19 protein-coding genes are annotated in these 19,661 nt (G+C 44.4%); 8 read left to right on the top strand and 11 right to left on the bottom strand.

All coding sequences use genetic code 11. The features are described from left to right. Positions 1-68 precede the first annotated feature (68 nt). The gene (gene asd / locus Xish_RS06855; protein WP_167383282.1) at positions 69-974 is read left to right on the top strand and encodes an archaetidylserine decarboxylase; all 906 of its coding nucleotides are present in this window, start codon (positions 69-71) and stop codon (positions 972-974) included. Positions 975-1,020: 46 nt separating this feature from the next. Next, complete coding sequence (mscM, locus tag Xish_RS06860; RefSeq protein WP_099118695.1) at positions 1,021-4,365, top strand: miniconductance mechanosensitive channel MscM; 3,345 nt, start codon at positions 1,021-1,023, stop codon at positions 4,363-4,365. Here mscM and Xish_RS18365 read toward each other — a convergent pair. Next, entirely contained in the window at positions 4,325-4,582 is a 258-nt protein-coding gene (locus Xish_RS18365; protein WP_141553958.1) for a hypothetical protein, read from the bottom strand. The two genes, mscM and Xish_RS18365, sit on opposite strands and share 41 nt — an antisense overlap. Positions 4,583-4,887: 305 nt before the next feature. Between Xish_RS18365 and Xish_RS18560 the strand changes: the two genes are divergently transcribed. Then, positions 4,888-5,034 (top strand): hypothetical protein, encoded by a 147-nt coding sequence (locus Xish_RS18560; RefSeq protein WP_167383235.1) that lies wholly within the window; start codon positions 4,888-4,890, stop codon positions 5,032-5,034. Positions 5,035-5,091: 57 nt separating this feature from the next. Then, positions 5,092-5,427, top strand: coding sequence for a hypothetical protein (locus Xish_RS06865; protein WP_099117254.1), 336 nt, complete (start codon positions 5,092-5,094; stop codon positions 5,425-5,427). 284 nt (positions 5,428-5,711) lie between these two features. Here the strand turns inward: Xish_RS06865 and yigL are convergent, their stop codons facing one another. The 3 genes from yigL to recQ are packed head-to-tail and all read right to left on the bottom strand — an operon-like array spanning position 5,712 to position 9,392. Then, positions 5,712-6,512, bottom strand: a complete 801-nt coding sequence (gene yigL, locus Xish_RS06870) for a sugar/pyridoxal phosphate phosphatase YigL (RefSeq protein WP_099117255.1) — start codon at positions 6,510-6,512, stop codon at positions 5,712-5,714. Positions 6,513-6,533: 21 nt separating this feature from the next. After that, a complete protein-coding gene (pldB, locus tag Xish_RS06875) occupies positions 6,534-7,505 on the bottom strand; it encodes a lysophospholipase L2 (RefSeq protein ID WP_099117256.1) in 972 nt (323 codons plus the stop codon). A 60-nt stretch (positions 7,506-7,565) separates the two neighbouring features. Further along, positions 7,566-9,392 carry an ATP-dependent DNA helicase RecQ gene (recQ, locus tag Xish_RS06880; protein WP_099117257.1) on the bottom strand — a complete coding sequence of 609 codons (1,827 nt, stop codon included), beginning with the start codon at positions 9,390-9,392 and terminating at the stop codon, positions 7,566-7,568. A 377-nt stretch (positions 9,393-9,769) separates the two neighbouring features. Here recQ and Xish_RS06885 point away from each other — a divergent pair, with 377 nt between their 5' ends. From Xish_RS06885 to rarD, 3 genes are all read left to right on the top strand, one after another. Further along, positions 9,770-10,255 (top strand): thioesterase family protein, encoded by a 486-nt coding sequence (locus Xish_RS06885; RefSeq protein WP_099117258.1) that lies wholly within the window; start codon positions 9,770-9,772, stop codon positions 10,253-10,255. Between the two features lie 308 nt (positions 10,256-10,563). Then, positions 10,564-11,217 (top strand): hypothetical protein, encoded by a 654-nt coding sequence (locus tag Xish_RS06890; RefSeq protein WP_099117259.1) that lies wholly within the window; start codon positions 10,564-10,566, stop codon positions 11,215-11,217. Between the two features lie 307 nt (positions 11,218-11,524). Beyond that, positions 11,525-12,430 carry an EamA family transporter RarD gene (gene rarD / locus Xish_RS06895; RefSeq protein ID WP_099117260.1) on the top strand — a complete coding sequence of 302 codons (906 nt, stop codon included), beginning with the start codon at positions 11,525-11,527 and terminating at the stop codon, positions 12,428-12,430. Positions 12,431-12,542: 112 nt separating this feature from the next. Here the strand turns inward: rarD and corA are convergent, their stop codons facing one another. The 7 genes from corA to lptM all read right to left on the bottom strand — a co-directional run bounded on the left by corA (position 12,543) and on the right by lptM (position 19,240). Beyond that, on the bottom strand, positions 12,543-13,493 hold the full coding sequence (gene corA / locus Xish_RS06900) for a magnesium/cobalt transporter CorA (protein WP_099117261.1): 951 nt from the start codon (positions 13,491-13,493) through the stop codon (positions 12,543-12,545). A gap of 88 nt (positions 13,494-13,581) precedes the next feature. Then, on the bottom strand, positions 13,582-15,747 hold the full coding sequence (gene uvrD, locus Xish_RS06905; protein WP_099117262.1) for a DNA helicase II: 2,166 nt from the start codon (positions 15,745-15,747) through the stop codon (positions 13,582-13,584). A gap of 46 nt (positions 15,748-15,793) precedes the next feature. Next, complete coding sequence (gene yigB, locus Xish_RS06910; protein WP_099117263.1) at positions 15,794-16,510, bottom strand: 5-amino-6-(5-phospho-D-ribitylamino)uracil phosphatase YigB; 717 nt, start codon at positions 16,508-16,510, stop codon at positions 15,794-15,796. After that, positions 16,510-17,424 (bottom strand): tyrosine recombinase XerC, encoded by a 915-nt coding sequence (gene xerC / locus Xish_RS06915; protein WP_099117264.1) that lies wholly within the window; start codon positions 17,422-17,424, stop codon positions 16,510-16,512. Before xerC ends, yigB begins: the two co-directional genes overlap by 1 nt. Further along, entirely contained in the window at positions 17,421-18,125 is a 705-nt protein-coding gene (locus tag Xish_RS06920; protein WP_167383236.1) for a DUF484 domain-containing protein, read from the bottom strand. The genes xerC and Xish_RS06920 overlap by 4 nt, the downstream gene beginning before the upstream one ends. Before the next feature lie 48 nt (positions 18,126-18,173). Next, positions 18,174-18,998, bottom strand: coding sequence for a diaminopimelate epimerase (gene dapF / locus Xish_RS06925; protein ID WP_099117266.1), 825 nt, complete (start codon positions 18,996-18,998; stop codon positions 18,174-18,176). Positions 18,999-19,042: 44 nt separating this feature from the next. Continuing rightward, the gene (lptM, locus tag Xish_RS18920; protein ID WP_244185954.1) at positions 19,043-19,240 is read right to left on the bottom strand and encodes an LPS translocon maturation chaperone LptM; all 198 of its coding nucleotides are present in this window, start codon (positions 19,238-19,240) and stop codon (positions 19,043-19,045) included. Between the two features lie 78 nt (positions 19,241-19,318). Here lptM and cyaY point away from each other — a divergent pair, with 78 nt between their 5' ends. Then, complete coding sequence (cyaY, locus tag Xish_RS06935; protein WP_099117267.1) at positions 19,319-19,639, top strand: iron donor protein CyaY; 321 nt, start codon at positions 19,319-19,321, stop codon at positions 19,637-19,639. Positions 19,640-19,661: the final 22 nt, after the last annotated feature.

Genomic DNA, 19,661 nt, shown 5'->3' on the forward strand with positions numbered 1-19,661 from the left:
TAAAAATAATGACAGGTACAATAGTCGACTTTTGTCCAATTTGCCAAGAAAAGATCCAAGAGGTTGACGTGCTGGATAATTTTAAAATCAGTCTACAATATTTACTGCTAAAACAATGTATTACGAATCTGGCAGGTTGGTTTGCCAATAAAAAGGCTGGCTGGCTGACACAACTTGCCATCAAGGCTTTCGCTAAGGCCTATAAAGTGGATATGAATGAGGCAAAAGATCCCTCATTCACTGCTTATTCAACATTCAATGAATTTTTTGTCCGCCCCCTTAAGGAAGGTATTCGTCCTATCGCCAATGAAGCCCACCAGTTGGCTCTGCCAGCAGATGGCACGGTAAGCCAGCTCGGTGCGATCCGTGAAGATCAGATTATTCAGGCCAAAGGACACTATTACACAATAGAAGCCCTACTGGCAGGGCAGTATCAACTAGCTGAACAGTTCCGTAATGGCCAATTTATCACGACTTACTTATCGCCAAAGGATTATCATCGTGTCCACATGCCATGCGATGGCGTGCTCAAAGAGATGATCTACGTCCCTGGTGATCTGTTTTCAGTAAACCCGTTGACGGCAGCCAATGTGCCAAACTTATTTGCACGTAATGAACGCGTCATCTGTTTATTTGAGACGGCGTTCGGCCCCATGGTACAAATTCTGGTTGGTGCGACCATTGTTGGCAGTATTGAAACCGTCTGGAGTGGCTGTGTCACACCTCCGCGTGAAGGCATCATCAAACGCTGGACTTACCCTACAGAAGGGCAAGAAGGCATCATCTCCCTCAAAAAAGGAGAAGAGATGGGACGCTTCAAGCTGGGTTCAACAGTGATCAACCTGTTCGCTGCCAATCAGATTGATTTTGCCAACAACTTATACAGTGGTTCACAAACCCGTATGGGAACCATGATGGCGCAGGCTGTTACACCAGAAGAACTCGCAGTAAATAATGATGAATCAACGAATTAAAGATATCATCGACTAATTTATAACCAAGGAGCCCCTTATTGTGATTGTGCGCCTGATTATCAGTTTACTTCTCAGCTTCTTAATTGCGAGCTCAGCTTTTGCTTCCGTGCCCCTGCTGGATGAAATCCAACTGAGACAAGAGCTAAAGCAGGTTGGAGGCAATAAAAGTTCACAAGATTCTGAAATCGCACATGCACTTCAAGGGGCAATAAATTGGATTAACGATGTAAAATCCGCCAACGAGCGTACCCAGAAGTATCGACAAGCAATTGATGAATTTCCTAAAATCATCAAAGAACTACGCCAGAAAATTCTTACTGAAGACAATGCTGTCACGCCCATTCCCGCCAATCAGACTATCAGCAATTTAGAACAGCAAATTATTCAGTCAACTAACGAATTACAGGAACAAGGCCGCCAATTACAGCACGAACAGGATCAGCTTCGAGAAATCAGTGACTCTATGAGTCAATTGCCTCAACAACAAGCTGAAGCAAAGCGCTTGCTAGATGAGGCAACTTCTCGACTCCGGTCTCAGGACTCACCTTCCACGCCATTGGCCAAAGCGCAATTAGCGCTGGCGCAAGCAGAAGTCAGTGCCCGTAAAGCTATGACTGATGAACTGGAGATGGCTCAACTTTCTGTTAATAATCGTCAGGAGATTGCGCGCATACGCGCAGAATTATATAAAAAACGCTATCAACGGCTGGATCTTAAACTCCAGCAATTACGCAGCCAGTTAAATACCCAACGCCAGCAAAAAACGGAATCTGCACTGGAATATACAGAAATGCTGGCGGAGCAAAGTGGAGAAAAACTACCAAAGTTTTTGCAAGATGAGCTTCAGAAAAACCGCCAATTGTCGCACATGCTGACTCAGCAAACCCAGAGAATGGAAGCCATTGGTTCAAAACAGCGTAAGGCCAATAGCGAAATTCTTTTTGTTCTCCAAACACTCAATACTATCCGTGAACAAGCACAATGGCTAAACGATTCCACTGCACTTGGCGAAACTTTAAGAGCGAGAGTCACTCATATTCCTGATATGTCAAAATCCCAGCAAATTGACAGGGATATTGTCGAATTGCGGGTCGAAAGATTGAAATATGAGGAAATGCTGGAACTCCTGCAACGGCCGCTTGAACAGACATTACCCTCATATCACACTCTGACTCCAGAGCAAAAAAAGGTCTACGAGTCACTTATTCGCACCAGGAAAGAGCTATTAAACTCCCTGCTATCAGGATATGACAATGAGATACTGGAACAGACGCAATTCAAGGTAATCACCAACAAATTAAATGATGCCCTGAAAGAGGTTCAAGATGCTACCCACCGCTATCTGTTCTGGGTTGCGGATATCAATCCTATATCGCTCAACTATCCCCTACTGGTGGTACAAAATCTGACGCGTCTGTTATCTCTGGATACGTTCTCTCAGTTGGGTGCTGCCATTCACAGCATGTTGACCAAACAAGATACTCTGCTCTATTTACTGGGTACTTTACTATTGGTTATTTTTAGTATTAGCTCACACCGCCAGTATCATGCTTTTCTTGAACGTTCGAGCAATCGCATCGGTAAAGTGACACAAGATCATTTTTCTTTGACTGTGCGCACAGTTTTTTGGTCTGTCGTCGCAGCCTTACCGTTACCCATGCTCTGGTCTGCCATTGGCTATGGGTTACAAAATGCATGGCAGTATCCAATGGCTACCGCAATAGGCAACGGTGTACGTGAAACTACTCCCGTTTTGTGGGTTTTTATGCTTAGTGCAGCCTTTGCTCATCCCAATGGCTTGTTTATCGCTCATTTTCGCTGGCCAGAAGAACGCATCAAGCGAGCAATGCGTTTCTATCGTCTTTCCATTTTTCTGATCGTGCCGCTCATGATGGCATTGATTACTTTTAATCATTACAAAGACCAGGATTTTATTGCAACTCTAGGCAGGTTATGCTTCATCATGCTCTGTATCTCGCTGAGTTTGGTAACCAGCAGCTTAAAACGTGCCGGCATTCCACTCTATATGGACAAACATGGTTCAGGCGAGAACATTGTTAGTTCTGTTTTATGGTGGATATTGCTCTCGGCTCCAATTTTAGCGGCACTCGCTTCGATCCTGGGTTATCTGCAAACCTCTCAGGCGCTATTAGGTCGTCTGGAAACCTCTGTTGCTATCTGGTTCTTCCTGCTGGTCGTTTACCACATTGTACGTCGATGGATGCTGATCCAACGCCGCAAAATTGCGTTTGAACGGGCAAAACAACGCCGTGCTGAAATATTGGCTCAACGTGCCAAAAGTGAGGAGGATTCTGGCAATATTAATAGCAGTGTAGAAGGTTCAATTGAGGTTGAAGAGCCAGTCATCGATTTGGATGCCATCAGTGCCCAATCGTTAGGGTTAGTACGTTCAATCCTGACAATGATAGCGCTAGTTTCACTTATCCTATTATGGTCTGAGCTCCATTCTGCCTTCTCTTTCCTTGAGAATATCCGGCTCTGGAACGTGAGTACAACCATCAACGGTATTGATAGCGTTCAGCCAATTACCCTCGGCTCCGTATTAATTGCAATCTTAGTTATTGTTATTACTACTCAACTTGTCCGTAACTTGCCAGCTCTGCTGGAACTCGCCCTGTTACAGCATTTAGTGCTGACTCCGGGAACAGGTTATGCCATTACGACATTGACCAAATACAGCATCACTCTCATTGGCGGCCTGGTAGGTTTCTCTTTGGTAGGAATTGAGTGGTCGAAACTACAGTGGCTGATTGCTGCAATGGGGGTTGGGCTTGGTTTTGGCTTACAAGAAATTTTTGCCAATATTATTTCCGGACTGATCATTTTATTTGAAAAACCGATCCGCATTGGTGATACCGTGACTATTCGTGGTCTGACAGGCAGTATCTCGAAAATCAATACACGGGCAACAACTTTGTCCGACTGGGACAGAAAAGAGATTATTGTTCCCAATAAAGCCTTTATTACAGAACAATTCATCAACTGGTCACTGTCTGACACGATCACTCGTATCGTCCTGACAATCCCTGTGCCGGCTGATGTTGACTCCGCAAACGCCACCGACATATTAATATCTGCCGCCAAAAGTTCACCATTTATTCTCGATAACCCGACGCCGGAAGTGTATTTAGTGGATTTGCAACAAGGCATTCAGATTTATGAACTACGCGCCTATGCCGCAGAGATGGGGCATCGTATGCCTGCCCGTCATGAAGTGCATCAACACATTTTGCAGGAATTCCGCAAACATGATATCACCTTGCCATTCCCACCATTCCAGGCACGTGTTGATATTTTTGGCCAAGAGATCCGCAGTGCTACAACTAACTTCACGGGCCGTAATCCCCCACGCAGGCCTGGGGAACTGTAGTTACAAGGCAGTGAGTTGAAAACCAGACGTACAGGATAAATGGTGATTGTGAACGTGGCAGGGCTATTGCTCTGCATGAATGATAAGCAGGTGCATAACGAGACCGAGAAACTTTTATCGCCAGACAATGGGTTAGATGTCCGACGATATCTGCTTCCAAAGGTGGGCAGGTGTACTGCAATGCATGCTCTCCCTTGCAGGCTACGGGAGTTTTCATTCGCCACCCGAAGGCGATCCTGACAGGCGATGGATCGTTTTTGTAAGAAAAGATATTAACGGTTATCCAGGGCGAGTCAAACCGTGACAGTTCGTGCCATCTTTATTTTTACCTGTATTTTCTCACAAATTCCGCTAATTCCCTCATATTCGGTCAAAATCAGACAAAAACTGGATTTGATTCATTAATTAATTTTATTGATTAATGTGTAGAATAGATGTGTTTTCCTGTTCAACTACGCATTTTATCTTACTTATATTCAGCATGACACCGAAGCCCAATTGATAAAACATAAGTTAAATTTAATGAAAAACAAAAAGGGATCGCTTTATCTAAAAGAGCGCGCTTATCCGGCTATTGCCCCGTTATTGCACAACAACGAGGTGAAAGTAGAAACGTGGCAAAATAACCAGTTTTACCCGCGTAACGAGCTGGAACGTTTTCAAAAATAAGTAGCATCGGCGACAGTACTATATCGGGAAATCACCAATGACTGGTCTAAAGTAGTCATGTTGGTGATGCAGGATGCCGCACAAGAAGCTGGTGTAATTTTTGGTGAGCCTAATGCTGATGACAAAGATTACCAACTCTGTCCAGAACTTGCACCACTGGTGGAAAAAGCGATAAATCAAGGACGAGCTGTTCGACAAGGCCAGTCATTAATTCCTTTTAACGCAGAAGAGTTAGCCTTGATCCAGACTAAATACGTCCATTGCTCATCACACTGGAATAGTGTGGTAATAAGAGATGAACAGATTCAAGGTGGTGTGAAGGCGGTAGAGTTAGTCAGTTTTGTGAACCGCCCTTGTGATGTAGCGGTCAAGAACTTCCGGACACCATTTTAGCCTTCTCCCATTGCTTTTCGTACTCAACGGGAGAAATGCCTCCATTAAAACTATGGGGGCGAATGTAATTATAATATCTGCCCAAATATTGCGTGATATCTCTTATCGCTTCATGCATATCCTGATAGCCTTCCGGTGACGCCCTTGCGTTTCGCTAGTCCTTCGCCACCATCAGGCTGGACAGGGGACTCTCACCCCCAAGCTGTCGGACATTCCCTGCACACATGAAACAGCATCACATCGGATGCTGTTTTCAAACAATTAACTTCTTTAAGCCATTCGTTTCAAACCTGATACATTTTCCGTAAATAACAAGAAACTGCATCATCTGCATTGGAACCAATGACTTCCATATCCGGTAAAATGTCTTTTAAGCGCTGGTGCGCTCCCTGCATGATGCAGCCCTTACCGGCCACACTTAACATTTCCCGATCGTTCATCCCATCGCCAAAAGCGATGCTGTCGTTTAATCGATATCCAATCAATTGACAAACTTGCTCCAATGCATGACCTTTAGAAACACTACCAGCCATCACTTCCAAACAATTCCTCAGTGAAAAACTGACATTAACCCTTTCCCCCCAACGTGCTTTAATCATCTCTTCTAAATCCACCAAATAATCATGATCTTCACTGGTGTAGTAAACCTTACATACGCCATCTGTGGGGAAATTATCGCGCTGAAAAAGTTGGTAATGGAAAACTGACTCCTGAAAAAACTCTTTCTGTTCAGGCGATTCTCTATTTATTAGCCAATCATCGTTATTGTAATAATTAGTCAGGATATTGGGATTATCAAACTCCAATAAACACAAATCATGAGCAATATCAGGATCTAAGTTATGGCTAAATACCAATTCATCCTGGGTATTGTGAACCCTTGCACCGTTGGAAGTGATCATATAAGCATCAATACCCAATCCATCACGGATCTGTCCCACATCAATATGATGTCGCCCTGTTGCAAAAACAAAATGAATCCCTTGTTCCGTCAATAAGTTCAACGTTTCCTTGGTATACGGGGTTAATTTATGGTCGGGAGATAACAAAGTGCCATCTAAATCTGAAGCAACAACATGATACATGGTTATGGTTCCTAAACTAAATTAGTTCTGGTCAAAAAAATCACAAATTGCATTGAGAGCCTGCGCTCGCAATGCATCTTTTTCGAACAGGATTTCGTGATGAGCCCCTTGGATAATCAGGGGATTTTGGTGAGATGCACAAAAAGCTAATAATTTTCGATTACTTACTATCTTATCTTCACTTGCTTGTAATACGATGAGTGGAGTTTGAATTTTGCCCGCATTTTCAATCAGATTATCGCCCATCAGCATACTTTCACGCATCCAATGGTAAGTTGGCCCCCCAAGGCGCAATTCAGGGTAATCAGCATAGTAGCGTAAATAACGCTGATAACGCGCATAACTGTGCGTTAATAGGTTGATAAAATAGGGTAATGGCCGCCATTGCCCCGTTGATAGGGCATAAGCGTTACGTCTTTTGACATTGGGTTCCACTTGGTTGACCAGAAAATTTGCCAACCAGCGAGGCATTGGTAAGTTGATACCAAACATCGGCGCACATAACGCCACAGCGCGAAAAATCGGCTTCTGGTAACGTATCAGAAAACGGCTCAAAATCGCACCACCCATTGAATGGGCCAGAGCATAGCAGCGATGAGATTGACGAGGTACCACTTCAAGTTCAAGAAATTTAGCTAAGTCATCCACATAATGATCGAACTCTTCAACATGGCCTTTTTGTCGATCGTTCAATAGTCGCCCTGAACGACCTTGCCCACGATGATCAATAATGAAAATATCGTAACCCAGATGATAAAAATCATAGGCCACTTCAGGATATTTCACGTAGCTTTCACTACGGCCAGGCAAAATAACGAGTGTTTTGTCATGTTGAGGAGAACAAAAGGAAACATAATGGATAGGAATATCATCAACTCCTATAAATTGCCGCTCTTCTCTTGTTTGCCAAAAATCCAGTAATAATCCATTCGTAAAGGCTGAGAACTGAGGTTCACGGTTTAACCAGCTAGCTTTCAATGTCTCAGGCACCATTCGTCATCCTCGGTTCTTTAATCCTCTGTTCACTGTTCTTTAGTTATTCAAATTTTTCAGTTACTCGAATTCTTCAAAATGCTCTCGGATTAATGTCATAAATGCATCACCAAAACGCTCCAATTTCCGCTGACCAACGCCATTAATCAGCAAAAGTTCATCTGGCGTTATTGGGCACTGTTCTGCCATCTCAATTAACGTGACATCATTGAAAACAACAAAGGGCGGAATATTGTTTTCATCAGCAATGGATTTACGCAATTTGCGCAACTTAGCAAATAATTTGCGATCATAGTTACCGCTGTACGATTTGTTTTGCTGATTGCGGCTTTTCAAGTTTTGGATACGCGGTACAGCAAGTTGTAGAGGCACTTCGCCACGTAATACAGGCCGCGCAGCCTCTGTTAATTGCAGAGCAGAATAGTTGGCAATGTTTTGGCTGATAAGCCCTAAGTGAATAAGTTGACGCAAGACACTCATCCAATGTTCCTGGCTTTGCTCTTTACCAATGCCATAAACAGGCAGCTTCTCGTGCCCAAAATCTCTAATCCGTTGGTTATTTGCACCACGCAGCACTTCTACAATATAGCCAATCCCAAAACGTTGTCCAACGCGATAGATGCAGGATAGCGCCTTCTGTGCTTCCACCAGACCATCGTAACGTTTGGGTGGATCAAGGCAAATGTCACAGTTGCCACAGGCTGTTTGACGGCTTTCGCCGAAATAATTCAGCAAGACCAAGCGACGGCAAGTCTGCGCCTGCGCAAATGCACCCATAGCATTGAGCTTGTGCCGTTCAATGTCCTGTTGTTCACCAGCGGGTTTTTCTTCCAGACAGCGGCGCAACCACACCATATCCGCAGGATCGTAAAACAGCACAGCTTCTGCGGGTAAACCATCTCGCCCAGCCCGACCTGTTTCTTGATAATAAGATTCGATATTGCGGGGAATATCAAAGTGTACGACAAAACGCACATTAGGCTTGTTAATTCCCATACCAAATGCAACCGTTGCCACAACGATCTGCAAATCATCCCGCTGGAAGGCATCTTGTACCCATGCCCGCTGGCTGTTTTCCAGCCCTGCATGATAAGGCGCAACACTTAACCCACGCTTTTGCAAACGCTCTGCGGTCTCTTCCACTTTAGTACGACTATTGCAATAGATAATCCCGCTTTTTCCCTGCTGACCACGGACAAATGACCAGAGCTGATCAAGCGGTTTGTATTTTTCAACTAAGGTATAGCGAATGTTGGGACGATCAAAGCTGCTGATATGGATAATTGGCTCACGCAACTCCAATAAACGTACGATATCCTGACGGGTCGTTTTATCTGCCGTAGCAGTTAGTGCGATCACTGGAAGATTGGGGAAATGATGACGAAGCTGCCCTAATGCTCGATATTCTGGGCGAAAATCATGCCCCCATTGAGAAATACAGTGAGCTTCATCGACAGCCAGTAAAACAGGCTGCCAATCGTGAAGTTGGTCAAGAAAGTTATCCGTTACCAGCCGTTCAGGGGCGATATAAAGCAGTTTAATACTCCCTTTACGGCAACGTTGAATGATATCAAATTGCTGTTCACGATTTTGAGTTGAGTTCAGGCATTCCGCTTCAACGCCATTCGCACGTAGCTGATCAACCTGGTCTTTCATCAATGAAATGAGTGGAGACACAACCAAAGTCAGCCCATTTTTAACCAATGCGGGGATCTGGTAGCACAGTGACTTACCGCCTCCCGTTGGCATAATCACCAGACAGTCACGTCCGTCAAGAACGGCATCAATAACTTGCTGCTGTCCCGGGCGAAATTGCTGGTATCCGAATGTTTTTCGTAATGCTTGTTCAGCCAGCGATGCCGTGCTGATGAGTTCTGCGGTAGACACGCTTTTCCTCGATCGTTAGAAGCTTAATCCCTGAAAAAACCTAAAAATAGGCTATAAAAAACACAGTCGCGATCCAAACGTCTGTATATTATGTTATTTCGCTGTAAGAGTAATTACAGCATATCATTCAACATAACAAAGGTATTTCTGGTTTTCCTGTCTGTAATAATTTCGCACTAAAAAATTACCGTTTATTCTACACGCTATATGGTTATTTTTTGTAGTCCGTTTTTTCCCTCATAAATTGTTTCTCAAAGCGCTTCGCAAACTGGCAAAGTCGATAATGAAAGCATAATATTAACAAGCGATTAACTATATAACCCCATTTGACACCCGTTAATTTTACTTTTCATTATCAGATTATCAGGAAAATCACCATGGAAAATATTCCGCCAGTAGATACCATACTAACCCCAGAAGAAGCTCGTAAATTTATTGGTGAAATCTTTGTTTATCATATGCCATTCAATCGTCTATTGGGGCTAGAACTGCTCCGCTTCGAACCCGACTACGCAGAACTGCAATTTTGCTACCAAGAAAAATTGATCGGCAATATGATCCATAAAATTCTGCACGGTGGTGCGATCGCTTCCATATTAGATGTTGCCGGAGGGCTGGTTTGTGCAGGCTATGCATTGACATCCATTGAAACGATTACCATCGCAGAGATCCAAAAACGTCTAACCACATTAGGCACTATTGATTTGCGCGTGGATTATCTGCGCCCCGGGCGTGGTGAAGTATTTACTGCCAATTGCAATCTTATCCGCGCCGGCAATAAAGTCTCTGTCGCCAGAATTGAATTGCATAATGAAAAACAAATGCATATCGCCAGTGCAACGGGAGCTTATTTGGTTGGTTGATGTTTTTGAACTGATAGGTTTCCTTATAAATGGAAGGTGCTGACAGGGAATACACCATTTCCTGTCAGGAATGATCGGTATCCGTGCCCTCCGACAACATTAGTGAGACGATGCTCTTCTTTGTTGTAGACAAGTTTATTTTGTTGCGTGAATATAAAGCAAAGAAGCTGGTAACATAGTTCTCGACATGGTGTTCTCAAGGTAACCGTTTTTTGGCGAAAAGAAGGATACCAGATCATCATGCCGTTCAACTTCCCTTCACAAAACGTCAACAGTTCCTAATTAACAGATCAATATGAGAACATATTATGGACTCAAGAACCAAAGCTGAATCAGAAATCCTCGCCGGCAGGCCTGTGGATGCTGTCGTATATATTTGGTATCCCTGCCGGAGCTTCCCTTTTGGGCATGCTTCTATTTATATAGGCGGCGTGCCGCAATATCCTTGGCACGATTTCAATTCAGATAATTCATATTTCCCAAATACTCCACAGCATTCAGCAAGAACAGATGATAACTATATGAGTTTCCTTGCAGAACCAGATATACCACGAGGAACTTTGTCCTGTGCCGGTGCCCTTAATAGCCTTCAAGCTGATTTTGTCGCACCTCCCCATTTAGAATATTATCTGATTGGTTTAGATGTTGAAAAAATGCAACAGCAAAAGCGTGAAATTTATAATGGAAAAATGTATGGCAATCGGCGTATGAGCCATAGTTATAATTTCATTAATAAAAATTGCGCAACGATGGTTGCCAAAATATTAAAAGCAGGTGGAGTAGAAAATTTATTAAATCTAGTTCAAAGAATAGGTTATACCAAAAATATATATTGGACACCTAAAGACATAGCCCAATTGTGTAATGAATTAAGAAATAATGATAATGCTGTAAAAGTAAGAGCGCAGGATTGTCCAGATAAACTGAAATCACCATTTAAGACGTTAATGGGATTTAGATAGAATAAAGCGGAGTTAAGTCAATGCCATTCTTAAAAAATAAATCGCCCATTTTTCAACCTGCCAGAGTACATGCAAAATTTGAGATGGAGCAGGGATCAGGCTGTATAAACACAGGTAACTCTTTCATTTAAACATAACAATTCAGCATAAAATGCTATTTAGATAAGTAGAAAAATTTAATTTATTGCTCATGCCATTAACTGCTTGTAAATCATTCATCCCAATGACACATTGTATAGCTCTATGAGCTATCACCTTAACAAGCTCTTCTGATTTTCTGAACATTCTCTCAACATTCAAGGATATTATGAGTAACCAACAGACTGCCAAAGGTATCTTGTATGCCTTAGGGGCTTATCTTATTTGGGGATTAGCACCCATCTACTTCAAGACCATACAATATGTGCCCCCCGATGAAATCGTGTCACATCGTGTTATATGGTCAGTTTTCTTTATGGTGCTAATGCTGACAATGACTCGTCACTGGCGCCAGGTTTGGGTTGTTGTCCGCCAGCCGAAGATACTGTTGCTGCTAGGCATTACAGCTTTCACTATTACCAGTAACTGGCTTACCTATATTTGGGCAGTCAATAATGGGCATTTGCTGGAAGCGAGCCTGGGGTATTTTATTAGCCCACTAGTTAATGTTCTGTTTGGTATGATATTTCTCGGTGAGCGTTTCCGCCGTATGCAGTGGGTTGCCGTGGGATTAGCCTTTACTGGTGTATTGATCCAGCTATGGCAGTTTGGTTCTGTGCCGGTGATTGGTTTGTACTTAGCGACAACATTTGCCGTCTATGGGCTTATCCGCAAAAAAATGGGGATTGATGCACAGACAGGTATGTTGATTGAGACAACCTGGGTATTTCCGGTCGCCCTGACTTATCTGTTATTCTTCACCCATAGCCCGACAAGTAATATGTTGGATAATACGTACTCTTTGAACCTCATGTTGATTGCTGCCGGTATTATTACGACAGTGCCACTGCTGTTCTTCACCGCAGCCGCTGCACATCTGCGTTTGTCTACACTGGGCTTCTTCCAGTATCTTGGCCCAACATTGATGTTCTTGCTGGCAACGTTAGTTTATGGTGAGAAAATTGGGCCGGATCGTTTGATCACTTTTGGCTTTATTTGGGCTGCCTTGATTCTGTTTATACTGGATGCGCTCTATACGCAGCGCCGCTTGCGTAAAACAGCTAAAACCCCCTAAAACAAGATAAGCCCCTATCATATACCTGAACTGACCCAAGACATTATTAATAAATCGGGTCAGTTTTTTCGTTAAATCGTGCGTGTTTTTTTATTGATAGCTGGTGAAATAGCTACAGCCAATTTTTGCGTTTGAAGTAGAGATATGGCGCCAAGCCCGCTGCTATCATCAACCCAATGGCCGCAGGATAACCAAATGTCCAATGCAATTCCGGCATAAATTCGAAGTTCATACCGTAGCTGGACGCGACTAGTGTCGGTGGCAGGAATACCACGGAAACAACGGAGAAGATCTTGATAATACGACTCTGTTCGATGTTGATAAAGCCCATCGCAGCTTGCATCAAGAAGTTAACTTTTTGGAACAGAGATTCGTTGTGCGGCAGCAAGGATTCAATATCCCGCAGAATCTCACGAGCCTGTTCCAATTGATTGGCAGGCAAACGAGCACGGCGCACAAGGAAGTTCAGGGCGCGCTGGCTATCCATCAAACACAAGCGGACTTTCCAGCCAATATCTTCCTGTTCAGCAAGGTTAGACAAAGCAGAATCAAATTCATCACCCTGTTTGCCGTTCATAATGACCCGACTCAGGGATTCCAGCACGCTATAGATGTTTTCAATAACATCAGCCAGTTGTTCGATTTTAGTTTCGAACAAGTCCATCAACAGTTCATAGGCATTTCCATCAACCATTGTCTGGTTACGGGCACGCATTCGGTATAATCGAAATGCAGGGAGTTCACGCTCTCGCAATGTGTAGAGACGACCGTCACGGATGGTAAACGCGACTGTCGAGTTGCCAGCATGGTCTTCGGCATCTTCAAAGTAGAAGAATGAATGGACGTGCATACCATCTTCATCTTCAAAAAAACGGGCTGATGCCTCAATGTCATCCAACTCGGTACGGGTTGCCAAGACTTGTCCCAGCTCATTTTGGACACGGAGGCGATCACTATCCCCCAAACCCACTAAATCTACCCACATGGAGTCAGATAACTTATCACCTTCTTCAAGTTCAAGACGGAGCAGGCGATTATTCTCTAATTTAAATGCGTTCAGCATGTACCATAAGTCTCCTTATACTCCCTACGTTTATCGTAAGGCGCGAATGTTACGCTTAGAAGAAAAAGCCTGTCAACATTTAACCGGATTATTGGCCTGTTTCGAGTCTGGCATAAGCGGCCACCAGCCATTTAATACCTTCACCCTGAAACGCGATTTGCAAGCGACAATGCTCCCCACTGCCTTCTATATTGATAATCGTCCCATCACCAAATTTAGGATGGCTCACACGTTGTCCAAGAGCATAACCACTATCATTAGCACTGACAGGCGTGCCCAGCCGTTTGTGACTGACCGGACGGGATACCGTTGCCCGCAAGCGAACTTCTGCCACGCATTCTGTCGGTAATTCGCCAATAAAACGAGATGGGCGGTGATGCACTTCCTTGCCATATAAACGACGGCTTTCCGCATAAGTCAGCGTCAGTTTTTCCATTGCTCTGGTAACGCCTACATAGGCCAGGCGGCGCTCTTCTTCCAGCCGCCCCCCCTCTTCAATGGACATCTGGCTGGGAAACATGCCCTCTTCCATACCCACAATGAAGACTTGCGGAAATTCCAATCCCTTCGCTGAGTGTAAAGTCATCAGTTGCACCGCATCCTGATAAGCATCCGCCTGACTTTCTCCCGACTCAAGCGCGGCATGGGAAAGGAAGGCTTGCAATGGCAGCAGGTTTTCATCCTCATCCTGATAGCTGAATTGGCGGGTTGCCGTGACCAATTCTTCAAGGTTTTCGATACGTGCCTGCGCCTTTTCACCTTTTTCCTGTTGATACATGGCCCATAGACCAGAGTCACGGATAATGCGATCGGTTTGCACATGCAATGGCATTTCTTGTGTTTCTGTTTCCAGCGCATCAACCAATTCTATAAAGCGTTGCAACGCAGATGCCGCACGGCCAGCCAGCACTTTTTCCTGTATCAATACCAGACTGCTTTCCCACAAAGTTTTTTGTTGATCCCGCGCCGCTTGGCGCACCACATCAAGCGTTCTGTCGCCAATGCCACGTGTGGGTGTATTTACCACACGTTCAAACGCAGCGTCATCGTGACGGTTTGCTACCAAACGCAAGTAAGATAAAGCGTCTTTAATTTCCTGACGTTCGAAGAAACGCTGGCCACCATAAATGCGGTAAGGCATGGAAGCCTGTAACAAAGCTTCTTCCAAGACGCGGGATTGGGCATTGCTTCGATACAGGATCGCACACTCTTTCAATGCGCCACCATTATCCAGCCAATGCTTGATACGGCCGACAACATAACGGGATTCATCCAGTTCATTGAAGGCGCAATAAAGCGAAATTGGCTCACCCTCGCCGCCTTCTGTCCACAAATTTTTGCCCAAACGATCACTGTTATGGGCAATCAGGGCATTGGCAGCTCTAAGGATATTGCTGGTTGAACGGTAATTCTGTTCCAGCCGGATCGTCTCCGCTCCCTGAAAATCGTTGAGGAAACGTTGGATATTTTCTACCTGCGCACCACGCCAGCCATAAATGGACTGGTCATCGTCCCCGACAATCATGACTTTGCCACTCTCGCCCGCCAGAAGGCGGATCCAGGCGTATTGAATACTGTTCGTGTCCTGAAATTCATCCACCAAAATATTCGTAAAACGTTCACGATAATGTTGCAAGATCTGTGGCTTGTTCAGCCAAAGTTCATGGGCGCGTAGCAACAATTCGGCGAAATCCACCAGCCCAGCGCGATCACACGCTTCCTGATAAGCCTGATAGATCCTCAGCCAAGTTGCCTCCACCGGATTGCCATAACTTTCAATGTGCTGTGGACGCAAGCCTTCATCTTTTTTGCCATTGATGTACCACATCCCTTGGCGGGCAGGCCACTGTTTATCATCCAGATTCATCGCTTTGACGATACGTTTGATGAGGCGGTGCTGATCTTCGCTATCAAGGATCTGGAAATCCTGCGGTAAATTGGCGTCAAGGTGATGAGCACGTAATAAGCGGTGAGCAAGACTATGGAATGTGCCGATCCACATTCCGCCCTGACTGGTGCCAATCAGGCTTTCAATTCGGTGCCGCATTTCAGCAGCAGCTTTATTCGTAAACGTGACCGCCATGATGGAAAACGGCGAAGCATTTTCAACTGACAGTAACCAAGCGATCCGGTGAACCAGCACGCGCGTTTTACCACTGCCAGCCCCAGCCAGCACCAGCATATTACTGCGGGATGCCGCGACCGCTTCGCGTTGTTTATCATTGAGGCTTTCAAGCAGATAAGAAACGTCCATAATTACCGTCAATTGTTAGGATTTTTATATAGATTTCAATCTGAAATTATATCAGTGCTACCAAAGAAGCTAAATCAGAAATCTCAACATGTGGAACCAAACGGCCTTCAGGTTCCTGCATCAAATTCTTATTTTCGATGTTGATCCAACAGGCCTGCATACCACTGCAAAGTGCCCCTTCTACATCGGTATTCAGATTATCCCCCACATGCAGGATCTGACTTATCGGTAAGTTTAGCCGCTTTGCCGCTAGCTGATACATATCAGGATAAGGTTTAGAACGCCCATCTATACCCGCTTTCAATACAAAGTCAAAATAAGGAGAAAGCCCGCATGCAGCAGGTTCAGCGTTCCCATTAGTAATTGCCACTAACGGCATTTTTTCCGCCAATATGGACAAAGTCTTATGGGTGGATTCTGGAACAGTAATTTGGTTACGCCAGTACATAAAACAGGACATAATTTCATCCGTACCACGTACTGTCTCTTCATCATTGAAGCCGTGGTGGGTAAACATGAGTTCTGCGGATTGCCGACGCCATGAAGTCACATCATGATAGATATCTGGCTTCTGTTCAAGAATCGCCTGACGGTATACATGCAAATCTTCATGTTCAAAATGACCGAATTTGGTATCGTACTGCCTGATAAAACACAACACCTCTTTTTCGGTTTTATCGATTACAGGATGGTTATCGTAAAGCGTATCATCCAGATCGAATGTCATCGCAGCAAACGGCGCGATAGGCCGATAAAAACGCATTATGGTTTCCCTCGTTTGGCTCTGGGGTGAGCCACATCATAGACTTTGGTCAAATGCTGAAAGTCCAAATGGGTATAGATCTGGGTGGTCGACAGATTCGCATGACCAAGTAATTCCTGCACTGCCCGCAGATCACCGCTGGATTCCAGAATATGTGTGGCAAAAGAGTGACGCAATTTGTGAGGGTTAACATGGCTGCTGATACCTTGCCGAACCCCCCACTGTGCAAACCGTTTCTGTACATTACGGGCAGAAATACGTTTTCCGCTCTTGGTGGAAATGAAAACCGCATCATCTTCCGGCTCAAGTAATTCCCGCATTTCCAGCCAACGCTGGAGCCATTCCTGCGCCATACGACCAAACGGTACTTTACGCTCTTTGCTGCCCTTGCCATGTACCCAAACTTCCCCACTTCCTAAGTCTAAATGGCGACAATCCAGTCTTACCAATTCAGACAAACGCAATCCCGCTCCGTACATCACTTCCAGCATTGTTCTGTCACGCACTGACAACGGATCGTTCAAATTAATATTGAGCAGTTGGTTAACTTCATCCACATCCATGTTTTTAGGTAAGTGGCGTTTTTTACGGGGAGTACTGACTGTTTTAGCGGGATTGGCTGCCAGCTTATTTTGCATTACCATCCAATCGAGAAAACTACGCAAAGAGGAAAAGCGCAACGCAATGCTGGCAGACTGCAATCCTGCCCGACGACTGCGGGAGGCAAACATTCTGACTTTAGTCGGATCTAACTCTTGCCACTCACGTATTCCCATTTCCAGTGACATTTCCGCCAAGACTGCCAAATGGTGTCGATAGTTCGTGATCGTGACGGGGCTTAAACGCCGTTCAACCCGCAAATAGCGCAAGAAATCTTCCACGGGCACTAGCAATAAATCTATCGGCTGCGTCATGCGCGTTCAACCCAATGGGACAACAAGCCTGGCAACAGCTTCGCCAAATGGTCGAGAATGTCAGTTCCCATACCGTCGTGATAGTGCTGTTTATTATGACTATTGAAAATTACCATGCCCAAATCCCCTCGTGATCCTAAAAGGGAAATCGCCACTGAACCAACATGACGTGCCTGTGGCATCAACAATAAAATCTCAGGACCATACAACCGGCCAAGATAATGATTTTTTTCCCCAAATCGTTTAATTCGAACAGATTCAAAGGCTTGACGAGAAATAGCCAGTTCCGGCACATTCAATGGTGCGCCAAGGTGCCATTTATCACTGAATAACCGAATATAACTGTTACTCAATCCCAATGTTTTTGACCATGAACTTAAACAGGAAAGAAAGTCCTGTAAGCTCTTGGCACCAGAGAGATCTGACAGTAATTGCAATAAGCTACTGAACAACACTTCATTCTGTTTCGCCTGCTCTATCAAATGGTTCAGATCGTCTTCCAAATAACAGATGCGTTTCCTCTGGCGATTCATATGCCATTCCATCAAAGAGACACTTTCCCGCACCGGATGAGGAACTCTTATCTTATCGACCATATTGGCATTACGGATAAAAAAATCCGGATTATTCAATAAATAATCCACGACTGTCTGATCATCCAGCCTATTTTTGATGTGCAATGGATCGTCTTTTTCACTCATTTTCCAATGCCCCATATTTCAAGAGAGACTCAATAAACACAGAGTCAATCACAAATGAATCGTACCATCATAAACATGGGTTGCAGGTCCAGTCATAAAAAGTGGTTTGCCCGCCCCATCCCAGCGAATTTGCAGTGTCCCACCTGGCAGATCAACCCGAACCTGATTATCCAACAATTCCTGTTGGATACCGATGGCTACTGCGGCACATGCACCACTGCCACATGCCTGAGTTTCACCAGCACCACGCTCATAGACACGCAATCGGATATGGCCCCGATTTATTACCTGCATGAAACCAATATTGGCGCGTTCAGGAAAGCGTTCATGGCTTTCCAACACGGGACCCAATATTTCCACTTCGGCAGTGTCTACATCCTCAACCTGTATAACACAATGAGGGTTTCCCATCGACACAACACCACAAAGCACAGTACGTTCGATAGCACGGATAATATAGGTTTTCTCAGCCTTATTAGCGCGAAAAGGAATTCGCTGTGGCTCAAAATCCGGCTCTCCCATGTTGACACAAACCTGGTCATCATTTGTGATGCTTAATATCATTCGTCCCGCTTGCGTGCTGACTTTGATATCACGTTTATTGGTCAACCCCTTGAGACGAACGAAACGGGCAAAGCAACGTGCCCCATTACCACACTGGGAAACTTCACTGCCGTCAGCATTAAAAATGCGATAGTGAAAGTCTAAGTCAGGATCATAAGGCGCTTCAACAATCAAAAGTTGATCAAAACCCACCCCAGTATTCCGGTTAGCCAGACGGCAAATTAACTCTGGAGAAAAATAAACATTTTGGGTCACTGCATCAACGACCATAAAGTCATTGCCAAGACCATGCATTTTGGAGAACTGCATATACGTACGGCTCCAAGAAAAATCACATTACCGAGTCACTATCATTAAGCATCCATCGATATATTGTCTTTTAATAAGCTATTGTTAAAAAGTTTTTCTGACGGTTTTTTATCCATTTTGTGCATAGGTACTTGTGTTGCAGATGTTTCCGCGGGAGGAAAATAGAGAGGGCCTTTCAAGCCACAACCCGCCAAAGAAAGTAATGTTATGATAGCCAGTGACCAACGAAGTTGTTTTTTCATTATATTAATACCTGTGATTCATGCGCCAATACTCTCTATAATCGCAGCTAGGCCCTGAAAAGCAAATAGGAAATAAACATGAACGATAGCGAATTTCATCAATTAGCTGATCAATTGATGCTTCATCTTGAAGAGCAACTGGATAATTACGATGGTGATGCGGATATCGACTATGAAACAAACGGCGGTGTGATGACGCTGAGTTTTGAAAACGGCAGTAAAATCATTATCAACCGTCAAGAGCCTTTCCATCAGATCTGGCTGGCAACCAAAAATGGGGGTTACCATTTCGATTATCGGAATAACCAATGGATTTGTGACCGCAGTGGTAATGATTTTATCTCCATGCTGGCACAAGCCATTACTGAGCAAAGCGGTGAATTATTCCAATTTTCGTGACTATATTTCAGCAAAAAAGCGC

The organism is Xenorhabdus ishibashii, from assembly GCF_002632755.1.
Lineage (GTDB): Bacteria > Pseudomonadota > Gammaproteobacteria > Enterobacterales > Enterobacteriaceae > Xenorhabdus > Xenorhabdus ishibashii.